Source organism: Streptomyces sp. NPDC087428 (genome assembly GCF_044744085.1).
GTDB lineage: Bacteria > Actinomycetota > Actinomycetes > Streptomycetales > Streptomycetaceae > Streptomyces.
Window position 1 is genome coordinate 331,928 of the sequence record NZ_JBIUXR010000008.1, and the last position, 17,368, is coordinate 349,295.

Here is a 17,368-nt window from a genome sequence, read left to right on the forward strand (position 1 = left end):
ACCCGCCGACGGCGGGCGCTGACCGCGGTGTTCGCGGCCGGCGCCCTGGCCGGGTCGGTCCTGGCCGCCACCCCCGCCCCGGCCGCGGTCCCGGCCGGGCCCGCCCCGCGCGCCGCCGCGGAGGCCGCCGCGCTGCCGTCCGGCTGGGCCACCGTCGTCAACAGCGGCAGCGGGAAGTGCCTGGACGCCCGGTCCGCCGCGACTGTCAACGGCACCGCCGTCCAGCAGTACACGTGCAACAACTCCACCGCCCAGCAGTGGAGTCTGACCGCGACCTCCGGCGGCTATGTCCGCATCAACAACCGCAACAACGCCGACCAGTCCGTGGACGTCAGCAACGTGTCCACCGCCGACAACGCCGCCGTCCAGCTCTGGACGTACGGCGGCGGCACCAACCAGCAGTGGCAGCCCGTCGACGAGGGCGGCGGCGCCTACCACTTCGTCAACCGCAACAGCGGCAAGTGCCTGGACGTGCCCGCCGCCTCGACGGCCGACAGCGTCCAGCTCGTCCAGTACACCTGCAACAACTCCGCGGCCCAGCGGTTCCAGGTCACACCGGTCGCCGTCGCGCCGGGCGATGTGGACCTCGGGCCGAACGTGGCGGTCTTCGACCCGTCGATGCCGTCGGCCACCATCCAGGGCCGGCTCGACTCGATCTTCCGGCAGCAGGAGACCAACCAGTTCGGCAACCAGCGCTACGCGGTGATGTTCAAGCCGGGTACGTACAGCAACGACGTCAACGTGGGCTTCTACACCCAGGTCCTCGGGCTCGGGCAGTCGCCCGACTCGGTGACGATCAACGGCGCGGTCCACGCCGAGGCCGACTGGTTCCCGCCGCAGAACGCCACCCAGAACTTCTGGCGCGGCGCCGAGAACCTCTCGGTGAACCCGACCGGCGGCACCGACCGCTGGGCCGTCTCCCAGGCGGCCCCGTACCGGCGCATGCATGTGCGCGGCAACCTGGCCCTGGACGACGGCGGCTGGGCCAGCGGCGGCTTCATGGCCGACACCAAGATCGACGGTCAGGTGCGGTCCGGTACGCAGCAGCAGTGGATCACCCGCAACTCCACGCTCGGCAGCTGGACCGGCTCCAACTGGAACATGGTCTTCGTCGGCAGCCAGGGCGTTCCCGCCACCAGCTTCCCCAACCCGCCCTACACCACGGTGAACCAGGCGCCCGTGATCAGGGAGAAGCCCTTCCTGTACGTGGACGGCGGCGGCGCCTACCAGGTGTTCGTGCCGGCCGTCCGTAACAACGCCTCGGGCACCACCTGGGCGGGCGGGAACGCCGCGGGCACCTCGATCGGCATGGACAAGTTCTTCGTCGTGAAGGCCGGAGCCACGGCCGCGCAGATCAACGCCGCACTGGCCGAGGGGAAGAACCTGCTGGTCACGCCGGGCGTCTACCACCTCGACCAGACGCTGAAGGTGACCAGGCCCGACACCGTCGTCCTGGGGCTCGGCCTCGCCACGTTCATCCCGGACAACGGGGTCACCGCGATGACGGTGGCCGACGTCGACGGGGTCAAGGTCGCGGGCATCCTCTTCGACGCCGGTACGACGAACTCCCCGACCCTGATGGAGGTCGGCCCGGCCGGCTCCTCGGCCGGGCACGCGGCGAACCCGACCTCGCTGCACGACGTGTTCTTCCGGGTCGGCGGCGCCGCCGTCGGCCGGGCGACCACCAGCCTGGTGGTCAACAGCGACCACGTCATCGGCGACCACATGTGGATCTGGCGCGGCGACCACGGCAGCGGCATCGGCTGGAACAGCAACAAGGCGGACACCGGCCTCGTCGTCAACGGCGACAACGTGACGATGTACGGGCTCTTCGTCGAGCACTACCAGAAGCACCAGACGATCTGGAACGGCAACGGCGGGCGCACGTACTTCTACCAGAACGAGATGCCGTACGACGTACCGGACCAGGCGTCCTGGATGAACGGCTCCACCCAGGGCTACGCCGCCTACAAGGTCGCGGACTCGGTCACCAGCCACCAGGCGTACGGACTCGGCAGCTACTGCTTCTTCAGCTCGAACCCGTCGGTGACGGCCGAGCACGCCTTCGAGGTCCCGGACAACCCGAACGTCCGGTTCCAGAGCATGGTGACCGTCTCGCTCGGCGGGACCGGAACGATCCGCCACGTCATCAACGGGCGGGGCGGCCCCTCCAACTCCTCTTCCAACGTGGCCAATCTCGTCAGCCAGCCCTGAGTGCCGCGACGTCCGGAAAGGACGGTTCCGTATGACAGCGTTCAGGACCACCGCCGGAGCGCGCGGAGGCATCGGCCGGCTGTGCCGGTGGCTGCTCCTGCTGCCGGCCCTCCTGCTGGGGCTCACCACGGCCCCCGCGCAGGCCGCGCCGCGGGCGCCCGCCTTCAAGGTGATCGCCTTCTACAACGGCACCTGGGACGCGGCACACATCAGCTTCGTCCAGGAAGCCAACCAGTGGTTCCCCGCCACCGCCGCGGCGAACAACTTCTCCTACACCTCCACCAACGACTGGGAGCGGCTGAGCACCCTCACCCCCGACCAGTACCAGGTGGTGCTGTTCCTCGACGACGCGCCGCAGACCGGCCCCCAACGCGCCGGATTCGAGCGGTACATGCGCTCGGGCGGGGCCTGGATGGGCTTCCACGTCTCCGCGTTCACCACCGCCGCCCAGGAATGGCCCTGGTACTACGACCAGTTCCTCGGCAGCGGCAACTTCAGTTCGAACACCTGGGGTCCCACCACCGCGGTGCTGCGCACCGAGGACCGGGCGCACCCCTCCACCACGGGGCTGCCCGACACCTTCACCTCGTCGGTCAGTGAGTGGTACGCGTGGCAGCACAACCTCCGCGACAATCCGGACATCAAGGTGCTGGCGTCCGTCGACCCGGTGAGCTTCCCGCTGGGCACGGACCCGAACCAGTCCTGGTACAGCGGCGACTACCCCGTCCTGTGGACCAACACCGGCTACCGGATGCTGTACGCGAACTTCGGCCACAACGCCATGGACTACGGCTCGGGGACCACCCTGTCCTCGACCTTCGCCAGTGAGACGCAGAACCGGTTCGTGGTGGACGGGCTGAAATGGCTGGGCGGAGGGGGAGGCCGGGCTCCCGAGAACCCGGCGGCGCACGCCCGGCCGGCCGCGCAGGGCCGCTGACTCGCCACGCACGGCTGACAACGGCGGGTGCGGAAGGTGTTTTCAACGCCTTCCGCACCCGCCGTTATTCGGTCGTCAGTAGGCCGGCGGCAACGCTGCCCGCAGCCGCTTGTGTCCAGCCTGGATTGGATGCCCTGTCTGCGTTCCCGGACACACCGTCAGCATCCGGAATGGCTCGTCTAGCGATCTGCGCAGGCCCCGAAGTCGAGCCAGCCGAGCTTGGGCCCTGACCAGCCCGACCACCCGTCGGAGCCGGTCTCGTCATCGCTCACGGAGAGCCCGCCGCCGTCCTGCCGACCGATATGGCGGTCAGTGGTGCCGTCCCCGCCCGACTGGACGATCTGGAGTTCGGCGCGGCCGTCATGATCGGTGTCGGTGGCGCGCACCGCGAACACGAACGCCGAGCCGCCCATACGGATGGGGCCGGTCCGGTCGCTGCTCAGGTCGCGGGCGAGAGGCCCGTAGTGCACCTCATGCACCACCATGCTGTCCTGCGTCGAGTCGCCCACGTCGCGCTGACTGTAGAAGAGGGCCAGATCGAGGTACCCGTCGCCGTCGAAGTCACCGAAGGTTCCCCGTGTCGCCATGTGTTCCCTCGGTGCGCCCCGCAGTTTCTGCCAGAACCCCCGGGCCTCGCCGACGCCGACAGTGGTGCGGTGGCCGTCTCTCCGGAAGACGACTGAGCTGGTGCCATCGCGGCCCTGGTCGTGGATCTCGTCCAGTTGTCCGTCCGCATCCACGTCGGCGCGCAGGCTTTTGCTGTCGACGGCGCATATGGCCATGGGTGCATGGTCGCCCGGTTCGGGCCCGGTGCCCAGCAGAAGCCACAAGCCTCCGGCGACCCCGACGAGGCCGGCTCCGACCGCTCTCCCGAGCCGCCGCCGACGACGCGTGCGCCGGCGCCGCAGCGACGCGAGTTCGTCCGCAAGCGTGGATTGCTTCGGAGCGGGGGAGAGAGACATGGCCGAACCCTAGACGAGTCATTCCGAGTGCTGACGGTGTGTCCGGGAACCGAGCCTGGTCGGCCTTGTCCGGGACGGTTACACGCACACGCACGCGTCCATCGTGCTGGAGGCAGGAGAGTCGGTCGCCACCCTCCCCGGATGGTTGGGGCGTTCGTCGCCGACCATCACGCTCGATCACTACGCGCACTTCATGCCGGAGGCGGGGAAGAAGGGACGCGGGGCAATCGATAGCCTGCTGGGGGAGCGGGCGGAGGAGAGCTTCGGTCCGAACTCCCCAGATTCTCCCCAGGTTCGATCCTGAGTGCGGTTTCGACCGTCCGACGCACGTAAACAGCGAGGTGAGAGCCCGTATGTTCACCACCAGGCCCACCCTCCAGGGCACCTTCGGGATGGTGTCCTCCACCCACTGGCTCGCCTCGCAGTCCGCCATGGCGGTCCTGGAGGACGGCGGCAACGCCTACGATGCCGCCGTCGCCGCCGGATTCGTCCTGCACGTCGTCGAACCGCACCTCAACGGACCGGCCGGCGAAGTGCCGATGATCCTCGCGCCCGCGGACGGCGAGGTCCAGGTGCTGTGCGGCCAGGGCCCCGCCCCCGCCGGTGCCACCATCGCCCACTACCGCGCACTCGGCCTCGACCTGGTCCCCGGCACCGGACCGCTCGCCGCCGCCGTACCGGGCGCCTTCGACGCCTGGATGATGCTGCTCCGCGACCACGGCACCAGGACCCTCGCCCAGGTGCTGCGGTACGCCATCGGCTACGCCGAGGACGGCCACGCGCCCGTGGAACGGGTCGGCCAGACCGTCGAGACTGTCCGCGAGCTGTTCGAGAACGAGTGGCCGACCTCCGCCGATGTGTACCTGCCCGGCGGCACGTCCCCGAAGCCCGGCGAGCTCTTCCGCAACCCCGCCCTCGCCGCGACCTGGCGCCGGCTCGTCGCCGAGGCCGAGGCGACCGGCGGCGAGGACCGCACCGCGCAGATCGAGGCCGCCCGCGCGATCTGGCGCACGGGATTCATCGCCGAGGCCCTGGTCCGCCAGGCCACCGTCCCCACCATGGACACCAGCGGCGAACGCCACACCGGCACCCTCACCGCCGCCGACCTGGCCGGCTGGTCCGCCTCGTACGAGGCCCCCGCCACGTACGACTGGAACGGCTGGACGCTCGCCAAGGCCGGCGGCTGGAGCCAGGGCCCCGCCTTCCTCCAGCAGCTCGCGCTGCTCCCCGCCGAACTGCCCCGGTACGGCTCCGCCGAGTACGTGCACCTGCTCATCGAGGGCTGCAAGCTGGCCATGGCCGACCGCGAGGCCTGGTACGGCGACGCCGCGGAGGTCCCGCTCGCCACCCTGCTCTCCGAGCCGTACAACGCCGCCCGCCGCGCCCTCGTCACCGGCGAGGCCTCGCACGAGCTGCGACCGGGCAGCCCCGACGGCCGCACCCCTGTCCTGAGCGGGCACGCCCACGCCGTCGCCGCGGGCGAGTCCGGCTTCGACGCGATGGGCCTCGCGACCGCCGGTGTCGGCGAGCCGACGGTCGCCAGGGACGGAGCCGGGGAACCGACGGCAACCGCGGACCGCACCGGCGAGCCGTCTGTCGCCGCGGACGGCGCCACCCGCGGCGACACCTGCCACGTGGACATCGTGGACCGCTGGGGCAACATGGTCTCCGCCACGCCCAGCGGCGGCTGGCTCCAGTCCAACCCGGTCGTGCCCGAGCTCGGCTTCCCGCTCGGCACCCGCCTCCAGATGGCCTGGCTGGACGAGGACCTGCCGAACTCCCTCACCCCCGGCCGGCGCCCCCGCACCACCCTGACGCCGTCCCTCGCCCTGCGCGACGGCGTTCCGGTGCTCGCGTTCGGCACCCCCGGCGGCGACCAGCAGGACCAGTGGCAGCTGCACTTCTTCCTCGCCGTCGCCCTGCGCGACGAGGTCCGCGGCGGCCTCGACCTCCAGGGCGCCATCGACGCCCCGAACTGGCACAACGACAGCTTCCCCGGTTCCTTCTTCCCGCGTGGGATGCGCCCCGGCAGCGTCACCGTCGAGGAGGGCATGGACCCGGAGGTCGTGTCCGAGCTGCGCCGTCGCGGCCATGACGTCACGGTCGGTGACCCGTGGTCCGAGGGCCGGATGTGCGCGGTCGCCCGTGACCCGCGGACCGGGGTGCTGTCCGCGGCCGCGAACCCGCGGGGAATGCAGGGGTACGCGGTCGGCCGCTGACCGGCGCCGCCACCCGGCCACGACCGGACCGGCCGTGACCGGACGCCGGCCGGCCATCCACCCGTCATGACCAGGTCGTCGGCGCCCCGGACCAGCGTGCTTAGCTGGGGGCATGATCGATGACTTCCTTGCCGGGGACCTGACCGAGGTCGAGGCGGCGGTCCGCGCAGCGGCCGCCGCCGAGATCATGCCGCGCTACCGGCAGCTCGCCGCCCACGAGATCGTCGAGAAGAACGGTCCGCACGACCTCGTGACCACCGCGGACCGCCTCGCGGAGGAACACCTCACCGCCTCCCTGAGCCGGCTCCTGCCCGGATCGGTGGTCGTCGGCGAGGAGGCGGTCCACGCCGATCCGACGGTGTACGAGTCGCTGAGCGGCGAGGCGCCCGTCTGGATCGTCGACCCGGTCGACGGCACCCGCCAGTTCGTCCGCGGCGAACCCGCCTTCTGCACGCTGGTCGCCCTCGCCCACCACGGCGAGACCCTGGCCTCCTGGACGTACGCCGCCGCCCTGGACGAGATGGCCGTGGCCGTCCGTGGCCGGGGCGCGACGCTCAACGGCGCGCCCCTGCACGCCGGTTCACCCGAGCCCGGCGCCGCCCTGCGGGTGGCGATGTCGCACCCCGACTACACCACCGACGCCCAGAAGCGCGCCCTGCTCGGGCTGCGCACCGAGGGCATCGACGCCCGCCCCTGCGGCTCGGCCGGCCTCGAATACCTCGGCGTCGCCCGCGGCGACCTGGACGCGGTCGCCTTCAACTGGGAGTTCGCGTGGGACCACGCGGCGGGTCTCCTGCTGGTCACGGAGGCGGGCGGCGCCCAGGCCACGCTGTCCGGTGTGCCGTTCCGTATCGCCGGGGGCAACGACATGCCCTTCACGGCCGCCCGCGACCGGGCGACGGCCGACAGCGTCCTGGCCGCGCTGCGCGCCGGAGGCTGAGCGGTCGGGCGGCGGCGAGGCAGGCGCGGATCTCGCCGGGACCGCCCCGCCGCGCCACGGCCGTCCAGCGGGACCGGGCCGTACCCCTCAGTTCCCGCTCGTACCGTGCTTGACCAGGCAGAACGGGTGCCCTGCGGGGTCGGCGTAGATGCGCCACGGCCGATCGGACCCGGCGCCGTCGTCGAGTACGGTCGCGCCAGCCGCCACCACCTCGGACTCGGCCGTGTCCAGGTCGGGGACCCCGAAGTCCAGATGGAACTGCTGCGGGCGCTCCGGATCGGGCCACCGAGGCGGCCGGTGGTCCGCCACCCGCTGGAAGGCGAGCACCGGCCCGGCAGCGGTGTGCAGCGTCGCCCAGTCCTCGTCGAGCGCCCACCGGCGGTCCACCTGGTTCACGCGCCCGCCGAGCAGCGAGCGGTAGAACCCGGCGAGACGCGCGGGATCGGGGCAGTCGAGCACCACACACTGCAGTTCGGCGATCATGGCGGAAGCGTAAGGCCCGTCCGGCGGCTCAGCTGCGGTCGGGGCCCTGGGCGGACGCGCCGGTCAGGACCGCCCGTACGTCGGTCACGACGTCCGCGGCCGTTTCCACCGCCGCGGCGTCCAGCCCCCGCAGCGCCTCGCCGGCCCGGTCCGCGAAGTCCGCGGGGGTGTCCGGCAGGGCGGCGGCGGCCGCCAGCGCGCCCTTCTCGTTGAGACACCAGGTGCGGTGGTGGGCGTGCAGCGACTGGGCGAGGATGCCGAACGCCCGGGACAGGCAGAGCGAGACATGGAGCCGGTCACCGGAAGGAGCCGACTTGCGGGCCGAAGCCACCGAGAACTCCGCCTCCCAGGCCGCATCGGCGAGGGCCGTGCGCAGGTGCTCCGGATAGCCGCGCGTCTCGGCCTGAAGAGCCGTCAACTCACCCTGTGCGTCAGCGAGTACGTGCCCGAGAGCGACCTCGCCCGGATAGGCGGGGGACCAGAAGCCGAGCGGGTGGCCCGGCTGGACACCCACCTCGTAGCGCCCCTGGCGGCAGTCGGACCAGACCGCCTCGACCCGGTCCAGATCGCGCAGGATCCAGTCCACCGGTGTGCCGTCCACCCGGAGCCAGGCACCGCCGTTGACCCACGGCCCCCAGCCGCCGGGCCCGGCCACCTCGACCGGCGAACCCTGCACCTCGCGGGCCAGCGCGGTCAGCGCGGCCAGGTCCGGGACGCCCCGGTAGTAGAGGCCCAGATCCCAGTCGGAGTCCGGGCGGTGGGTGCCCCGGGCCCGGCTGCCGCCCAGGACGACGGCCCGGATCCCGGGCACGGCGACGAGTCGTTCGGCCATGGCGCCGATCCACTCGTACGGTGCGGAATCCTCCGGGGCCGCCCCGGGGGCGGGGTGCGGATCGGGGAGCGTTGTGGGGCGCGGCTGCCGCGCGGGGTCCGGAGTGCTCATCGAGCGGGAAGCCTACCCGCGCCCGTAGCGCCGGCGCCTGTGAATATCCTGGGGACTCCGACCGTCGGCTGACAAAGGAGTCCGAAGGTGCCGTCGATGCTTGACGCAGTCGTCGTGGGGGCGGGCCCCAACGGGCTGACCGCCGCTGTCGAACTGGCCCGCCGCGGCTACGCCGTGGAGGTCTTCGAAGCCGGACGGACCGTCGGCGGCGGAGCCCGTACCGAGGAGCTCACGCTCCCCGGCTTCCGCCACGACCCCTGCTCGGCGGTCCACCCGCTGGGCATCGGCTCGCCCGCCTTCGACGCGATGCCGCTCGCCCGGCACGGCCTGGAGTGGGTGCAGCCCCCTCTGGCCCTCGCCCACCCGTTCCCGGACGGGTCCGCCGCCGTGCTGGCCGGCTCGGTGGGGGAGAGCGCCATGTCGCTCGGGCCGCGTGACGCGGGCGCGTACCGCAGGCTCCTCGCACCCTTCCTCGGCCATTGGGACAGCCTCGCCCAGGACTTCCTGCGCACCCCGTGGGACGGGCTGCCGCGCGACCCGTACCGCTGGGTGCGCTTCGGGCTGGACGCCGTCCAGCCCGCCACGCTGCTGTCCCGCCGCTTCAGCGGCGAGAAGGCACGCGGTCTCTTCGCCGGGCTGGCCGCCCATGCCATAGCCCCCACCAGCGGTGTCGCGACCGGCGGAATCGCCCTGCTCTTCGCCCTGGCCGCGCACGAGAAGGGCTGGCCGGTGCCGCGCGGCGGCTCCCAGGCCATCTCCGACGCCCTCGCCTCGTACCTGCGCGAACAGAGCGGTGTCATCCACACCGGTACCGAGGTCAAGCGCCTGGACGAACTCCCGCCGGCCCGCGCCTACATCTTCGACACCTCGCCGACCGCGCTGGCCCGGATCGCCGGACTGGGCAACGCCTACCAGGGTTACCGCTACGGCGCGTCCTGCTTCAAGATCGACTACGCCCTGTCGGGCCCCGTCCCCTGGACCGCGCAGGAGGCGCGCCGGGCGGGTACGGTGCACATCGGCCCGACGGCCGGCGAGATCGATTCCGCCCTGCGCGCCGCGGTCACCGGCCGCGACCCGAGTGTGCCGTTCCTGATCACCGCCCAGCCCAGCCTCGTCGACCCGTCCCGCGCCCCCGAGGGCAAGCAGGTGTTCTGGGTGTACGGACACGTCCCGGCAGGCTGGGAGGGCGACGCCACCGAGGTCATCGAACGCCAACTGGAGCGCTTCGCCCCCGGTTTCCGCGACGTGGTGCTCGCCCGCGCGGTGACGGGACCGCCCCGGCTCGCCGCGCGCAACGCGAACTACGTGGACGGGGACATCGCCTGCGGCGCCTTCGCGGGGCTCCAGACGGTGATCCGCCCCAAGCTCGCCCGGGTGCCCTACGCGACGGCGCATCCGGCGGTCTTCATCTGCTCGTCGGCGACCCCGCCCGGACCCGGTGTGCACGGCATGTCCGGACACCACGCGGCGAAGGCGGTATGGCGCCGGCTGCGGGAGTCGGGGCCGTCCCGCAACTGACCGTCCCGCTGACCCGGCAGGCGCTCAGGGGCGGTGCAGGTCCGCGAGAGCGAGGAAGCGGGACGCGGCGTCGCCGTGCTCGACGAGGCGCCGGCCGGCCCCGCGCGGCGCGGGCTCCGGGTCCGGCCGGGCGAGCGGGTCTTCGTGGCCCGGCGCGGTGGCGACGGCACCGGGGCCCTCGTCCGGCACGTGCTGCACGACCACGACACCCATCGCCCCGCCCCGGTTCGCCGCGATCCGGTTCGCCCCGCCGCAGTTCGCCGCGTTCCGCAGAAGCAGTGCTCCTGGCCGGAATCGCTTCGTGCCTGCGGAGGAAATCCGCCCTCCGGCCGGCACCTGCACTGTTCAGATGCATCTCACAGCGGGGGTCCGGCGGATGTGCGGCGAGCGTTACCGCCCATGATCCGCCCGGGTCACACCGGCGTAATGGGCCATTCGTACCGTCGGGGCCACGATCCGATCCACGGGAAGGTCCCCCGGTGCCCCCAGAGAGCTCGTCGGCCGCCGTCACCCCGGTACGGACGGTCTGCTCCTACTGCGGGGTGGGCTGCGGCATGGTGCTCGACATCGGCTCCGGCCCCGACGGCCGCCGCAAGGTCCTCAGGGCGTCCGGTGACAAGGCCCATCCCGCGAACTTCGGCCGGCTGTGCACCAAGGGCGCGACGACCGCCGACATGCTCGCCGCCCCCGGACGGCTGACCACCGCCCTGATACGTCCCGAGCGCGGCGCCTTGCCCGTACCGGCACCCATGGACGAGGCGATCACCGAGACGGCCCGACGGCTGCGGGCGGTCATCGACGAGCACGGACCGGACGCCGTTGCCTTCTACGTGTCCGGGCAGATGAGCCTGGAGGCCCAGTACCTCGCCAACAAACTGGCCAAGGGCTTCGTCCGGACCAACCGGATCGAGTCCAACTCGCGGCTGTGCATGGCCAGTGCGGGCAGCGGCTACAAGCTCTCCCTGGGCGCCGACGGCCCGCCCGGCTCGTACCAGGACTTCGAGAAGGCGGACGTCTTCCTCGTCATCGGCTCCAACATGGCCGACTGCCACCCGATCCTCTTCCTGCGCATGATGGAACGGGTGAAGGCGGGCGCCAGGCTGATCGTCGTCGACCCGCGCCGCACCGCCACCGCCGACAAGGCCGGTCTCTTCCTCCGGATCAGACCCGGAACCGACCTGGCGCTCCTGAACGGGCTGCTGCACCTCCTCCACGAGAACGGGCACACGGACACCGCGTTCATCGCCGGGCACACCGAGGGCTGGGAGGCGATGCCCGCGTTCCTCGCGGACTACCGGCCCGCCGCCGTCGCGGAGATCACGGGCATCCCGGAGGCGGACATCCGCCGGGCCGCGCAGTGGATCGGCGGCGCGGGGGAGTGGATGAGCTGCTGGACCATGGGGCTGAACCAGTCCACGCACGGCACCTGGAACACCAACGCCCTGATCAACCTGCACCTGGCCACCGGGGCGATCTGCCGGCCCGGCAGCGGACCGTTCTCGCTCACCGGCCAGCCCAACGCCATGGGCGGTCGCGAGATGGGCTACATGGGGCCCGGCCTGCCGGGGCAGCGGTCGGTGCTCGTGGACGAGGACCGCGCCTTCGCCGACGACCTCTGGGGCCTGGCACCGGGCACCGTGCGCAAGGACGGTTCCGGCCAGGGCACCGTCGACATGTTCCGGCGGATGGCGGCGGGCGAGATCAAGGCCTGCTGGATCATCTGCACCAACCCCGTCGCCTCCGTCGCCAACCGCCGCACCGTCATCGAAGCCCTCAAGGCGGCCGAACTCGTCATCACCCAGGACGCGTTCGCCGAGACCGAGACCAACGCCCACGCCGATGTCGTGCTGCCCGGCGCACTGTGGAGCGAGAGCGAGGGCGTACTGGTCAACAGCGAACGCAACCTCACGCTCGCCCGCCCGGCCGTGGACCCGCCCGGCGAGGCGCTCGCGGACTGGCGGATCATCGCGCGGATCGCCTGCGAGCTGGGATACGCCGACGCCTTCACCTACGGCAGTGCCGAGGAGGTCTTCGAGGAACTCAAGCGCGCCGCGAATCCGCGCACCGGCTACGACCTGCGCGGGGTGACGTACGAGCGGCTGCGCACCACGCCCGTGCAGTGGCCCGCCCCGTCGGCCGACGGTCCCGACCGCAACCCGATCCGCTACCTCGCGCAGGACGGCACTCCGGTCTTCCCGACGGCCGGCGGACGCGCCGTCTTCTTCGCGCGCCCGCACGTCCCGGCCGCGGAGCTGCCGGACGACGACTACCCGTTCGTCCTCAACACCGGCCGCCTGCAGCACCAGTGGCACACCCTCACCAAGACCGGGAAGGTCGCCAGGCTCAACCGGCTCGATCCGGCCCCGTTCGTCGAAGTGCACCCCGAGGACGCGGGGCGGCTCGGGATCGCCGAGGGCGACTCGGTCGAGGTCGCGTCCCGGCGCGGCCGGGCCGTGCTCCCGGCCGTCGTCACGGACCGGGTGCGGCCGGGCTGCTGCTTCGCACCCTTCCACTGGAACGACCTGTTCGGGGAGTACCGCTGCGTCAACGCGGTGACCAGCGACGCCGTGGACCCGGTCTCCTTCCAGCCGGAGTTCAAGATGTGCGCGGTGACCCTCTCGAAGGTCGCCCCCGCGCCCGGTGCCTCTCCGGCGCCCGGTGCCGTCCCCGCCGAGGAGCCCGCGCCGCTCCCGGCGGCCGCCGCCCGGCCCGGTGCCGCGGCCGTGCTCGGGCTGGAGGACACACCGCCGCCGGTGCTCGCGGAGCACGAACGCCAGTACCTGGTCGGGTTCCTCGCCGGACTTCCCTCTGGTACGCCCGGCGTTCCCGTCCTGCCGCCCGGCGCGCCGTTCACCGGGGAGCACGCGCGGTGGGTGAACGGCGTCCTCGCCGGGATGTACTCACGCGCCCCGCGGACCGCGGAGGAACCCGCCGCGACGGCCCCCTCCGGCAGCCGCGAGGTGGTCGTCCTGTGGGCCTCGCAGACCGGCAACGCAGAGGAGTTCGCCACGGCCGCCGCCGACCGGCTGACCGCGACCGGGCACCGGGCCAGGCTCGTCGGCATGGACGACGCGGACCCGCGGGCCCTCCCGCCCGCCGCCGACCTCCTGCTGATCACCAGCACCTTCGGCGACGGCGACGCCCCCGACAACGGCTCCGGGTTCTGGATGGCCCTGACCGCCGCCGACACCCCGCCCCTGGACGGCAGGCGGTACGCCGTCCTGGCGTTCGGCGACTCCTCGTACGACGACTTCTGCGGCCACGGCCGGCGCCTGGACCGGCGCCTCGACGAGCTGGGAGCGGTCCGGCTGGCCCCGCGCACCGACTGCGAACCCGACTACGAACCCTCCGCCCTGGCCTGGCTGGACCAGGTCCTCGCCGGCCTCAACGCACAACCGCCGCCCGCCTCCGCGCCGGCTGTCGCTCCTGCCGCCGGGGCCTCCGTCTCCGCGCCGGAGCGCGGCGCCGGGCCGGTGCCCGTCACGGCCCGGCTGGTCGGCAACCGGCTCCTCAGCCTCCCCGGCGCGGGCAAGGAGGTCCGCCGGTTCACCCTCGACACCCGGAACGCCGACGGCCCACTCGGCTACGAGGTGGGCGACGCCCTCGCCGTACAACCCGTCAACAGCCCCGGCCCGGTCGCCGAATGGCTGGCCGTCACCGGTCTCGACGCCGAAACCGCCGTCGATGTCACCGGCCTCGGCGCGGTCCGGCTGGCCGATGCCCTGCACCGCCACCTGGACATCACCGGGCTCACCCCCGCCCTGCTCGGGTTCATCGCCGAGCGCACCGGCGACCGGGCCCTGAGGAAGATGCTCCGCCCCGACAACAAGGGCGAACTCGCCCGCTGGTCCTGGGGCCGCCAGGCCGTCGACGTCCTTGCCGAGTACCCGGTCCGTGCCGCACCGCAGGAATGGGCCGGCGTCCTCAAACGGCTCCGGCCCCGCCTGTACTCGATATCGTCCAGCCCGCTCACCGACCCCCACCAGGTGTCCCTGACCGTCTCCGTCGTCCGGTACGAGAACCCGCACGGCCGCCCCCGCAACGGGGTGTGCTCACCCTTCCTCGCGGACGCGGCCCCCGACGCCCCGGTGCCGGTCACCGTGCGGCGCGCCCCGCACTTCCGGCCCCCGGCGGACCCCGACACCCCGATGGTGATGGTCGGCCCGGGGACCGGAGTCGCCCCGTTCGTCGGCTTCCTGGAGGAGCGCCGGGCCCGCCGCCATCGCGGCCCCAACTGGCTCTTCTTCGGCGAACAGCACCGTGCCACCGACTTCTACTACGAGGGGGAGCTGACGGCCTTCCTCGCCGACGGCACCCTCACCCGGCTGGACACCGCCTTCTCGCGCGACCAGCGTGCCAAGGTCTATGTGCAGGACCGGATGCGCGAACACGGCGCCAGGCTCTGGTCCTGGCTCCGGGACGGCGCCCACTTCCACGTCTGCGGCGACGCCGCGCGCATGGCCAAGGACGTCGACCGGGCGCTGCGCGACATCGCCGTCGCACACGGCGGCCTCGACCACGACGGAGCGGCTCTGTACGTCAAGCAGCTGGTCGCCGACAAGCGGTACGTCCGCGACGTCTACTGACCGGTACGGATGGAGTGGGCCGGGTCTCCGGACCGCTCGCCCTCAGGCGGTCCGCGCCGGTCCGGCTCCCTCGACGTCGAAGGTCACCTCGTCCTCGTAACACCACCACCAGGTCTCGCCCGGCTCGTAGGAGCGGATGAGCGGGTGCCCGGTGGAGGAGTGGTGCGCGGTGGCGTGCTTGTTGCGGGACGAGTCGCAGCATCCGACGTGTCCGCAGGTCGGGCACTCGCGCAGATGCACCCAGGTGTCGCCCGTCGCGACACATTCCGTGCAGGAGTCGGCACTGTCGGGTGCGACCTGCCGCACCTGGTCCAGGTGGGAGCAGATCGGTGTCGCCTGTGCGTCCGTCATCGTCGGGCCTCCTTCTCGTCGCTCACCGCAGCGGCCCCGTCCCATTCTCGTTCGAAGTCCGGAACGGGGCGAGAGGAGGCGTGGATCGCGGGGGTGCGGGCAGCTCGGGGCTGATGTCGGATTCTCGCCAGCCGGGGCCAGGACGGGTGCCCCATGCTTGAACCATGCACACCGACACCGAGCGCTGCGTGCGAGCTGTCCGGTCCAAGGACTCCCGCTTCGACGGCTGGTTCTTCACCGCGGTCCTGACCACCGGGATCTACTGCCGGCCGAGCTGCCCCGTCGTGCCGCCCAAGGTCGAGAACATGACCTTCTACCCGAGCTCGGCCGCCTGCCAGCAGGCCGGATTCCGGGCCTGCAAGCGGTGCCGGCCCGACACCAGCCCGGGGTCGCCCGAGTGGAACGCCCGCGCCGACTCCGTCGCCCGTGCGATGCGGCTCATCCGGGACGGGGTCGTCGACCGGGAAGGGGTGCCCGGCCTCGCCACCCGGCTCGGGTACTCCGCCCGGCAGATCGAGCGGCAGCTCCTCGCGGAGCTGGGCGCGGGGCCGCTGGCACTGGCCAGGGCGCAGCGGGCGCAGACCGCGCGGGTGCTCATCGAGACCACGGGGCTGCCCATGGCCGAGGTGGCGTTCGCGGCCGGGTTCGCCTCGATCCGCACCTTCAACGACACCGTCCGTGAAGTCTTCGCGCTCGCCCCGGGCGAACTGCGCGGCCGGGCCGCCCGGTCGGTGAGACCCCCGTCCACGCCGGGCGTGACAGCGCTGCGGCTGCCGTACCGCGCACCGCTCAACCCCAGCAACCTCTTCGGACACCTCGCCGCGACGGCCGTCCCCGGCGTGGAGGAGTGGCGCGACGGCGCCTACCGGCGCACCCTCGACCTTCCGCACGGGCACGGCATCGTCGCCCTCACCCCGCACCCCGACCACATCGCCTGCCGGCTCTCGCTCACCGACCCGCGCGATCTCACCCTGGCCATCAGCCGCTGCCGCTGGCTGCTGGACCTCGACGCGGACCCGGTCGCGGTCGACGAACAGCTGCGCGCCGATCCGCTGCTCGCCCCGCTGGTCGACAAGGCGCCGGGGCGGCGGGTGCCGAGAACCGTCGACGGTGCGGAGTTCGCCGTCCGGGCCGTGCTCGGCCAGCAGGTGTCGACCGCCGCGGCCCGTACCCACGCGGCCCGGCTGGTGACCGCCCACGGCATGCCCGTCGAGGACCAGGAGGGCGGTCTCACCCACCTCTTCCCGGCATCCGGGGCGCTGGCCGGCCTCGATCCCGAGCAGCTGGCCCTGCCGCGCAGCCGCCGCCGGACGCTCACCACACTCGTCGGGGCGCTGGCGGACGGTTCGCTGCGGCTCGGCACCGGCACCGACTGGGAGAAGGCGCGCGCCGAACTGTCCGCGCTGCCCGGCTTCGGGCCGTGGACGGTCGAGGTCATCGCCATGCGGGCACTCGGTGATCCGGACGCCTTCCTGCCGACGGATCTCGGCATCCGGCGGGCCGCGGGGGAACTCGGCCTCCCCTCGACACCGGCCGCACTCACCACCCGCGCGGCTGCCTGGCGGCCCTGGCGGGCGTACGCCGTCCAGTATCTGTGGACCGTCGACGACCACCCCATCAACCACCTTCCCGCACAAGGAAGTTCCTCGTGACCGCAGCACGCACCCCCACCGCCGTCGCGTCCCGGCGGCACACCGTGACCGACAGCCCTTACGGGCCGCTGACCCTCGTCGCCACCGACGGGGTCCTGGCCGGGCTCTACATGACAGCTCAGCGGCACCGCCCGCCCGAGGAGACCTTCGGCGAGCCCGATCCCGGCCCCTTCGACGAGGCGATCCGGCAGCTGGACGCCTACTTCGCCGGTGAACTACGGGAGTTCGACCTCCCGCTCGCCCTGGACGGAACCCCGTTCCAGCGCACCGTCTGGGCGGAGCTCCGGCGGATTCCGTACGGTGAGACGCGTTCGTACGGTGAACTGGCCGAGATCCTCGGCAAGCCCGGGGCCTCGCGTGCCGTCGGGCTGGCCAACGGCAAGAATCCGGTCGGCATCATCGTGCCCTGCCACCGGGTGATCGGGGCGTCGGGGAGTCTCACCGGATACGGCGGCGGACTCGACCGCAAGCAGCGGCTGCTGGCCTTCGAGAACGGTACGCAGGACACGGCCCAGGCGCTCTTCTAGAGCACGCGACGGCGGGCCCGCCCACAGTTTGGTGGA

Annotated in this window: 12 protein-coding genes and 2 pseudogenes; 9 read left to right on the top strand and 5 right to left on the bottom strand. The window is 72.7% G+C overall.

Features of this window, described 5'->3' with window-relative positions:
- The first annotated feature begins 27 nt into the window (after nucleotides 1-27).
- Together ACIO3R_RS19350 and ACIO3R_RS19355 are read left to right on the top strand one after the other, a co-directional pair.
- Nucleotides 28-2,214, top strand: a complete 2,187-nt coding sequence (locus ACIO3R_RS19350; RefSeq protein WP_402107161.1) for an RICIN domain-containing protein — start codon at nucleotides 28-30, stop codon at nucleotides 2,212-2,214.
- 31 nt (nucleotides 2,215-2,245) lie between these two features.
- Nucleotides 2,246-3,109: pseudogene (locus tag ACIO3R_RS19355) on the top strand (ThuA domain-containing protein); the annotation flags it as partial.
- Between the two features lie 221 nt (nucleotides 3,110-3,330).
- Here ACIO3R_RS19355 and ACIO3R_RS19360 read toward each other — a convergent pair.
- Nucleotides 3,331-3,933: a hypothetical protein gene (locus ACIO3R_RS19360; protein WP_402107017.1), complete on the bottom strand. Its 603-nt coding sequence runs from the start codon at nucleotides 3,931-3,933 to the stop codon at nucleotides 3,331-3,333.
- A gap of 265 nt (nucleotides 3,934-4,198) precedes the next feature.
- Between ACIO3R_RS19360 and ACIO3R_RS19365 the strand changes: the two are divergent.
- From ACIO3R_RS19365 to ACIO3R_RS19375, 3 genes and pseudogenes are all read left to right on the top strand, one after another.
- Nucleotides 4,199-4,417, top strand: a pseudogene (locus ACIO3R_RS19365) (integrase); the annotation flags it as partial.
- Between the two features lie 49 nt (nucleotides 4,418-4,466).
- Nucleotides 4,467-6,332, top strand: coding sequence for a gamma-glutamyltransferase family protein (locus ACIO3R_RS19370; RefSeq protein ID WP_402107019.1), 1,866 nt, complete (start codon nucleotides 4,467-4,469; stop codon nucleotides 6,330-6,332).
- Between the two features lie 112 nt (nucleotides 6,333-6,444).
- Entirely contained in the window at nucleotides 6,445-7,272 is an 828-nt protein-coding gene (locus ACIO3R_RS19375; RefSeq protein ID WP_385031641.1) for an inositol monophosphatase family protein, read from the top strand.
- 87 nt (nucleotides 7,273-7,359) lie between these two features.
- Here ACIO3R_RS19375 and ACIO3R_RS19380 read toward each other — a convergent pair whose 3' ends face one another.
- Both ACIO3R_RS19380 and ACIO3R_RS19385 read right to left on the bottom strand, forming a co-directional pair.
- Nucleotides 7,360-7,755, bottom strand: a complete 396-nt coding sequence (locus ACIO3R_RS19380; RefSeq protein ID WP_385031644.1) for a VOC family protein — start codon at nucleotides 7,753-7,755, stop codon at nucleotides 7,360-7,362.
- Between the two features lie 28 nt (nucleotides 7,756-7,783).
- Complete coding sequence (locus ACIO3R_RS19385) at nucleotides 7,784-8,587, bottom strand: nucleotidyltransferase domain-containing protein (RefSeq protein ID WP_402107164.1); 804 nt, start codon at nucleotides 8,585-8,587, stop codon at nucleotides 7,784-7,786.
- A 198-nt stretch (nucleotides 8,588-8,785) separates the two neighbouring features.
- Between ACIO3R_RS19385 and ACIO3R_RS19390 the strand changes: the two genes are divergently transcribed.
- Nucleotides 8,786-10,216, top strand: a complete 1,431-nt coding sequence (locus ACIO3R_RS19390; RefSeq protein ID WP_385031647.1) for a phytoene desaturase family protein — start codon at nucleotides 8,786-8,788, stop codon at nucleotides 10,214-10,216.
- Nucleotides 10,217-10,240: 24 nt separating this feature from the next.
- Here the strand turns inward: ACIO3R_RS19390 and ACIO3R_RS19395 are convergent, their stop codons facing one another.
- A complete protein-coding gene (locus ACIO3R_RS19395) occupies nucleotides 10,241-10,429 on the bottom strand; it encodes a hypothetical protein (protein ID WP_402107022.1) in 189 nt (62 codons plus the stop codon).
- 341 nt (nucleotides 10,430-10,770) lie between these two features.
- On the opposite strand from ACIO3R_RS19395, the gene ACIO3R_RS19400 reads away from it, so the two are divergent.
- Nucleotides 10,771-14,802, top strand: a complete 4,032-nt coding sequence (locus tag ACIO3R_RS19400; RefSeq protein WP_402107167.1) for a molybdopterin-dependent oxidoreductase — start codon at nucleotides 10,771-10,773, stop codon at nucleotides 14,800-14,802.
- A gap of 42 nt (nucleotides 14,803-14,844) precedes the next feature.
- Here the strand turns inward: ACIO3R_RS19400 and ACIO3R_RS19405 are convergent, their stop codons facing one another.
- Nucleotides 14,845-15,153, bottom strand: a complete 309-nt coding sequence (locus ACIO3R_RS19405) for a UBP-type zinc finger domain-containing protein (protein WP_385348420.1) — start codon at nucleotides 15,151-15,153, stop codon at nucleotides 14,845-14,847.
- Nucleotides 15,154-15,317: 164 nt separating this feature from the next.
- Here ACIO3R_RS19405 and ACIO3R_RS19410 point away from each other — a divergent pair, with 164 nt between their 5' ends.
- Both ACIO3R_RS19410 and ACIO3R_RS19415 read left to right on the top strand, forming a co-directional pair.
- The gene (locus ACIO3R_RS19410) at nucleotides 15,318-16,805 is read left to right on the top strand and encodes a DNA-3-methyladenine glycosylase 2 family protein (protein ID WP_402107025.1); all 1,488 of its coding nucleotides are present in this window, start codon (nucleotides 15,318-15,320) and stop codon (nucleotides 16,803-16,805) included.
- Nucleotides 16,802-17,332 carry a methylated-DNA--[protein]-cysteine S-methyltransferase gene (locus ACIO3R_RS19415; RefSeq protein WP_385039490.1) on the top strand — a complete coding sequence of 177 codons (531 nt, stop codon included), beginning with the start codon at nucleotides 16,802-16,804 and terminating at the stop codon, nucleotides 17,330-17,332. Before ACIO3R_RS19410 ends, ACIO3R_RS19415 begins: the two co-directional genes overlap by 4 nt.
- The last annotated feature ends 36 nt before the right edge of the window (nucleotides 17,333-17,368 follow it).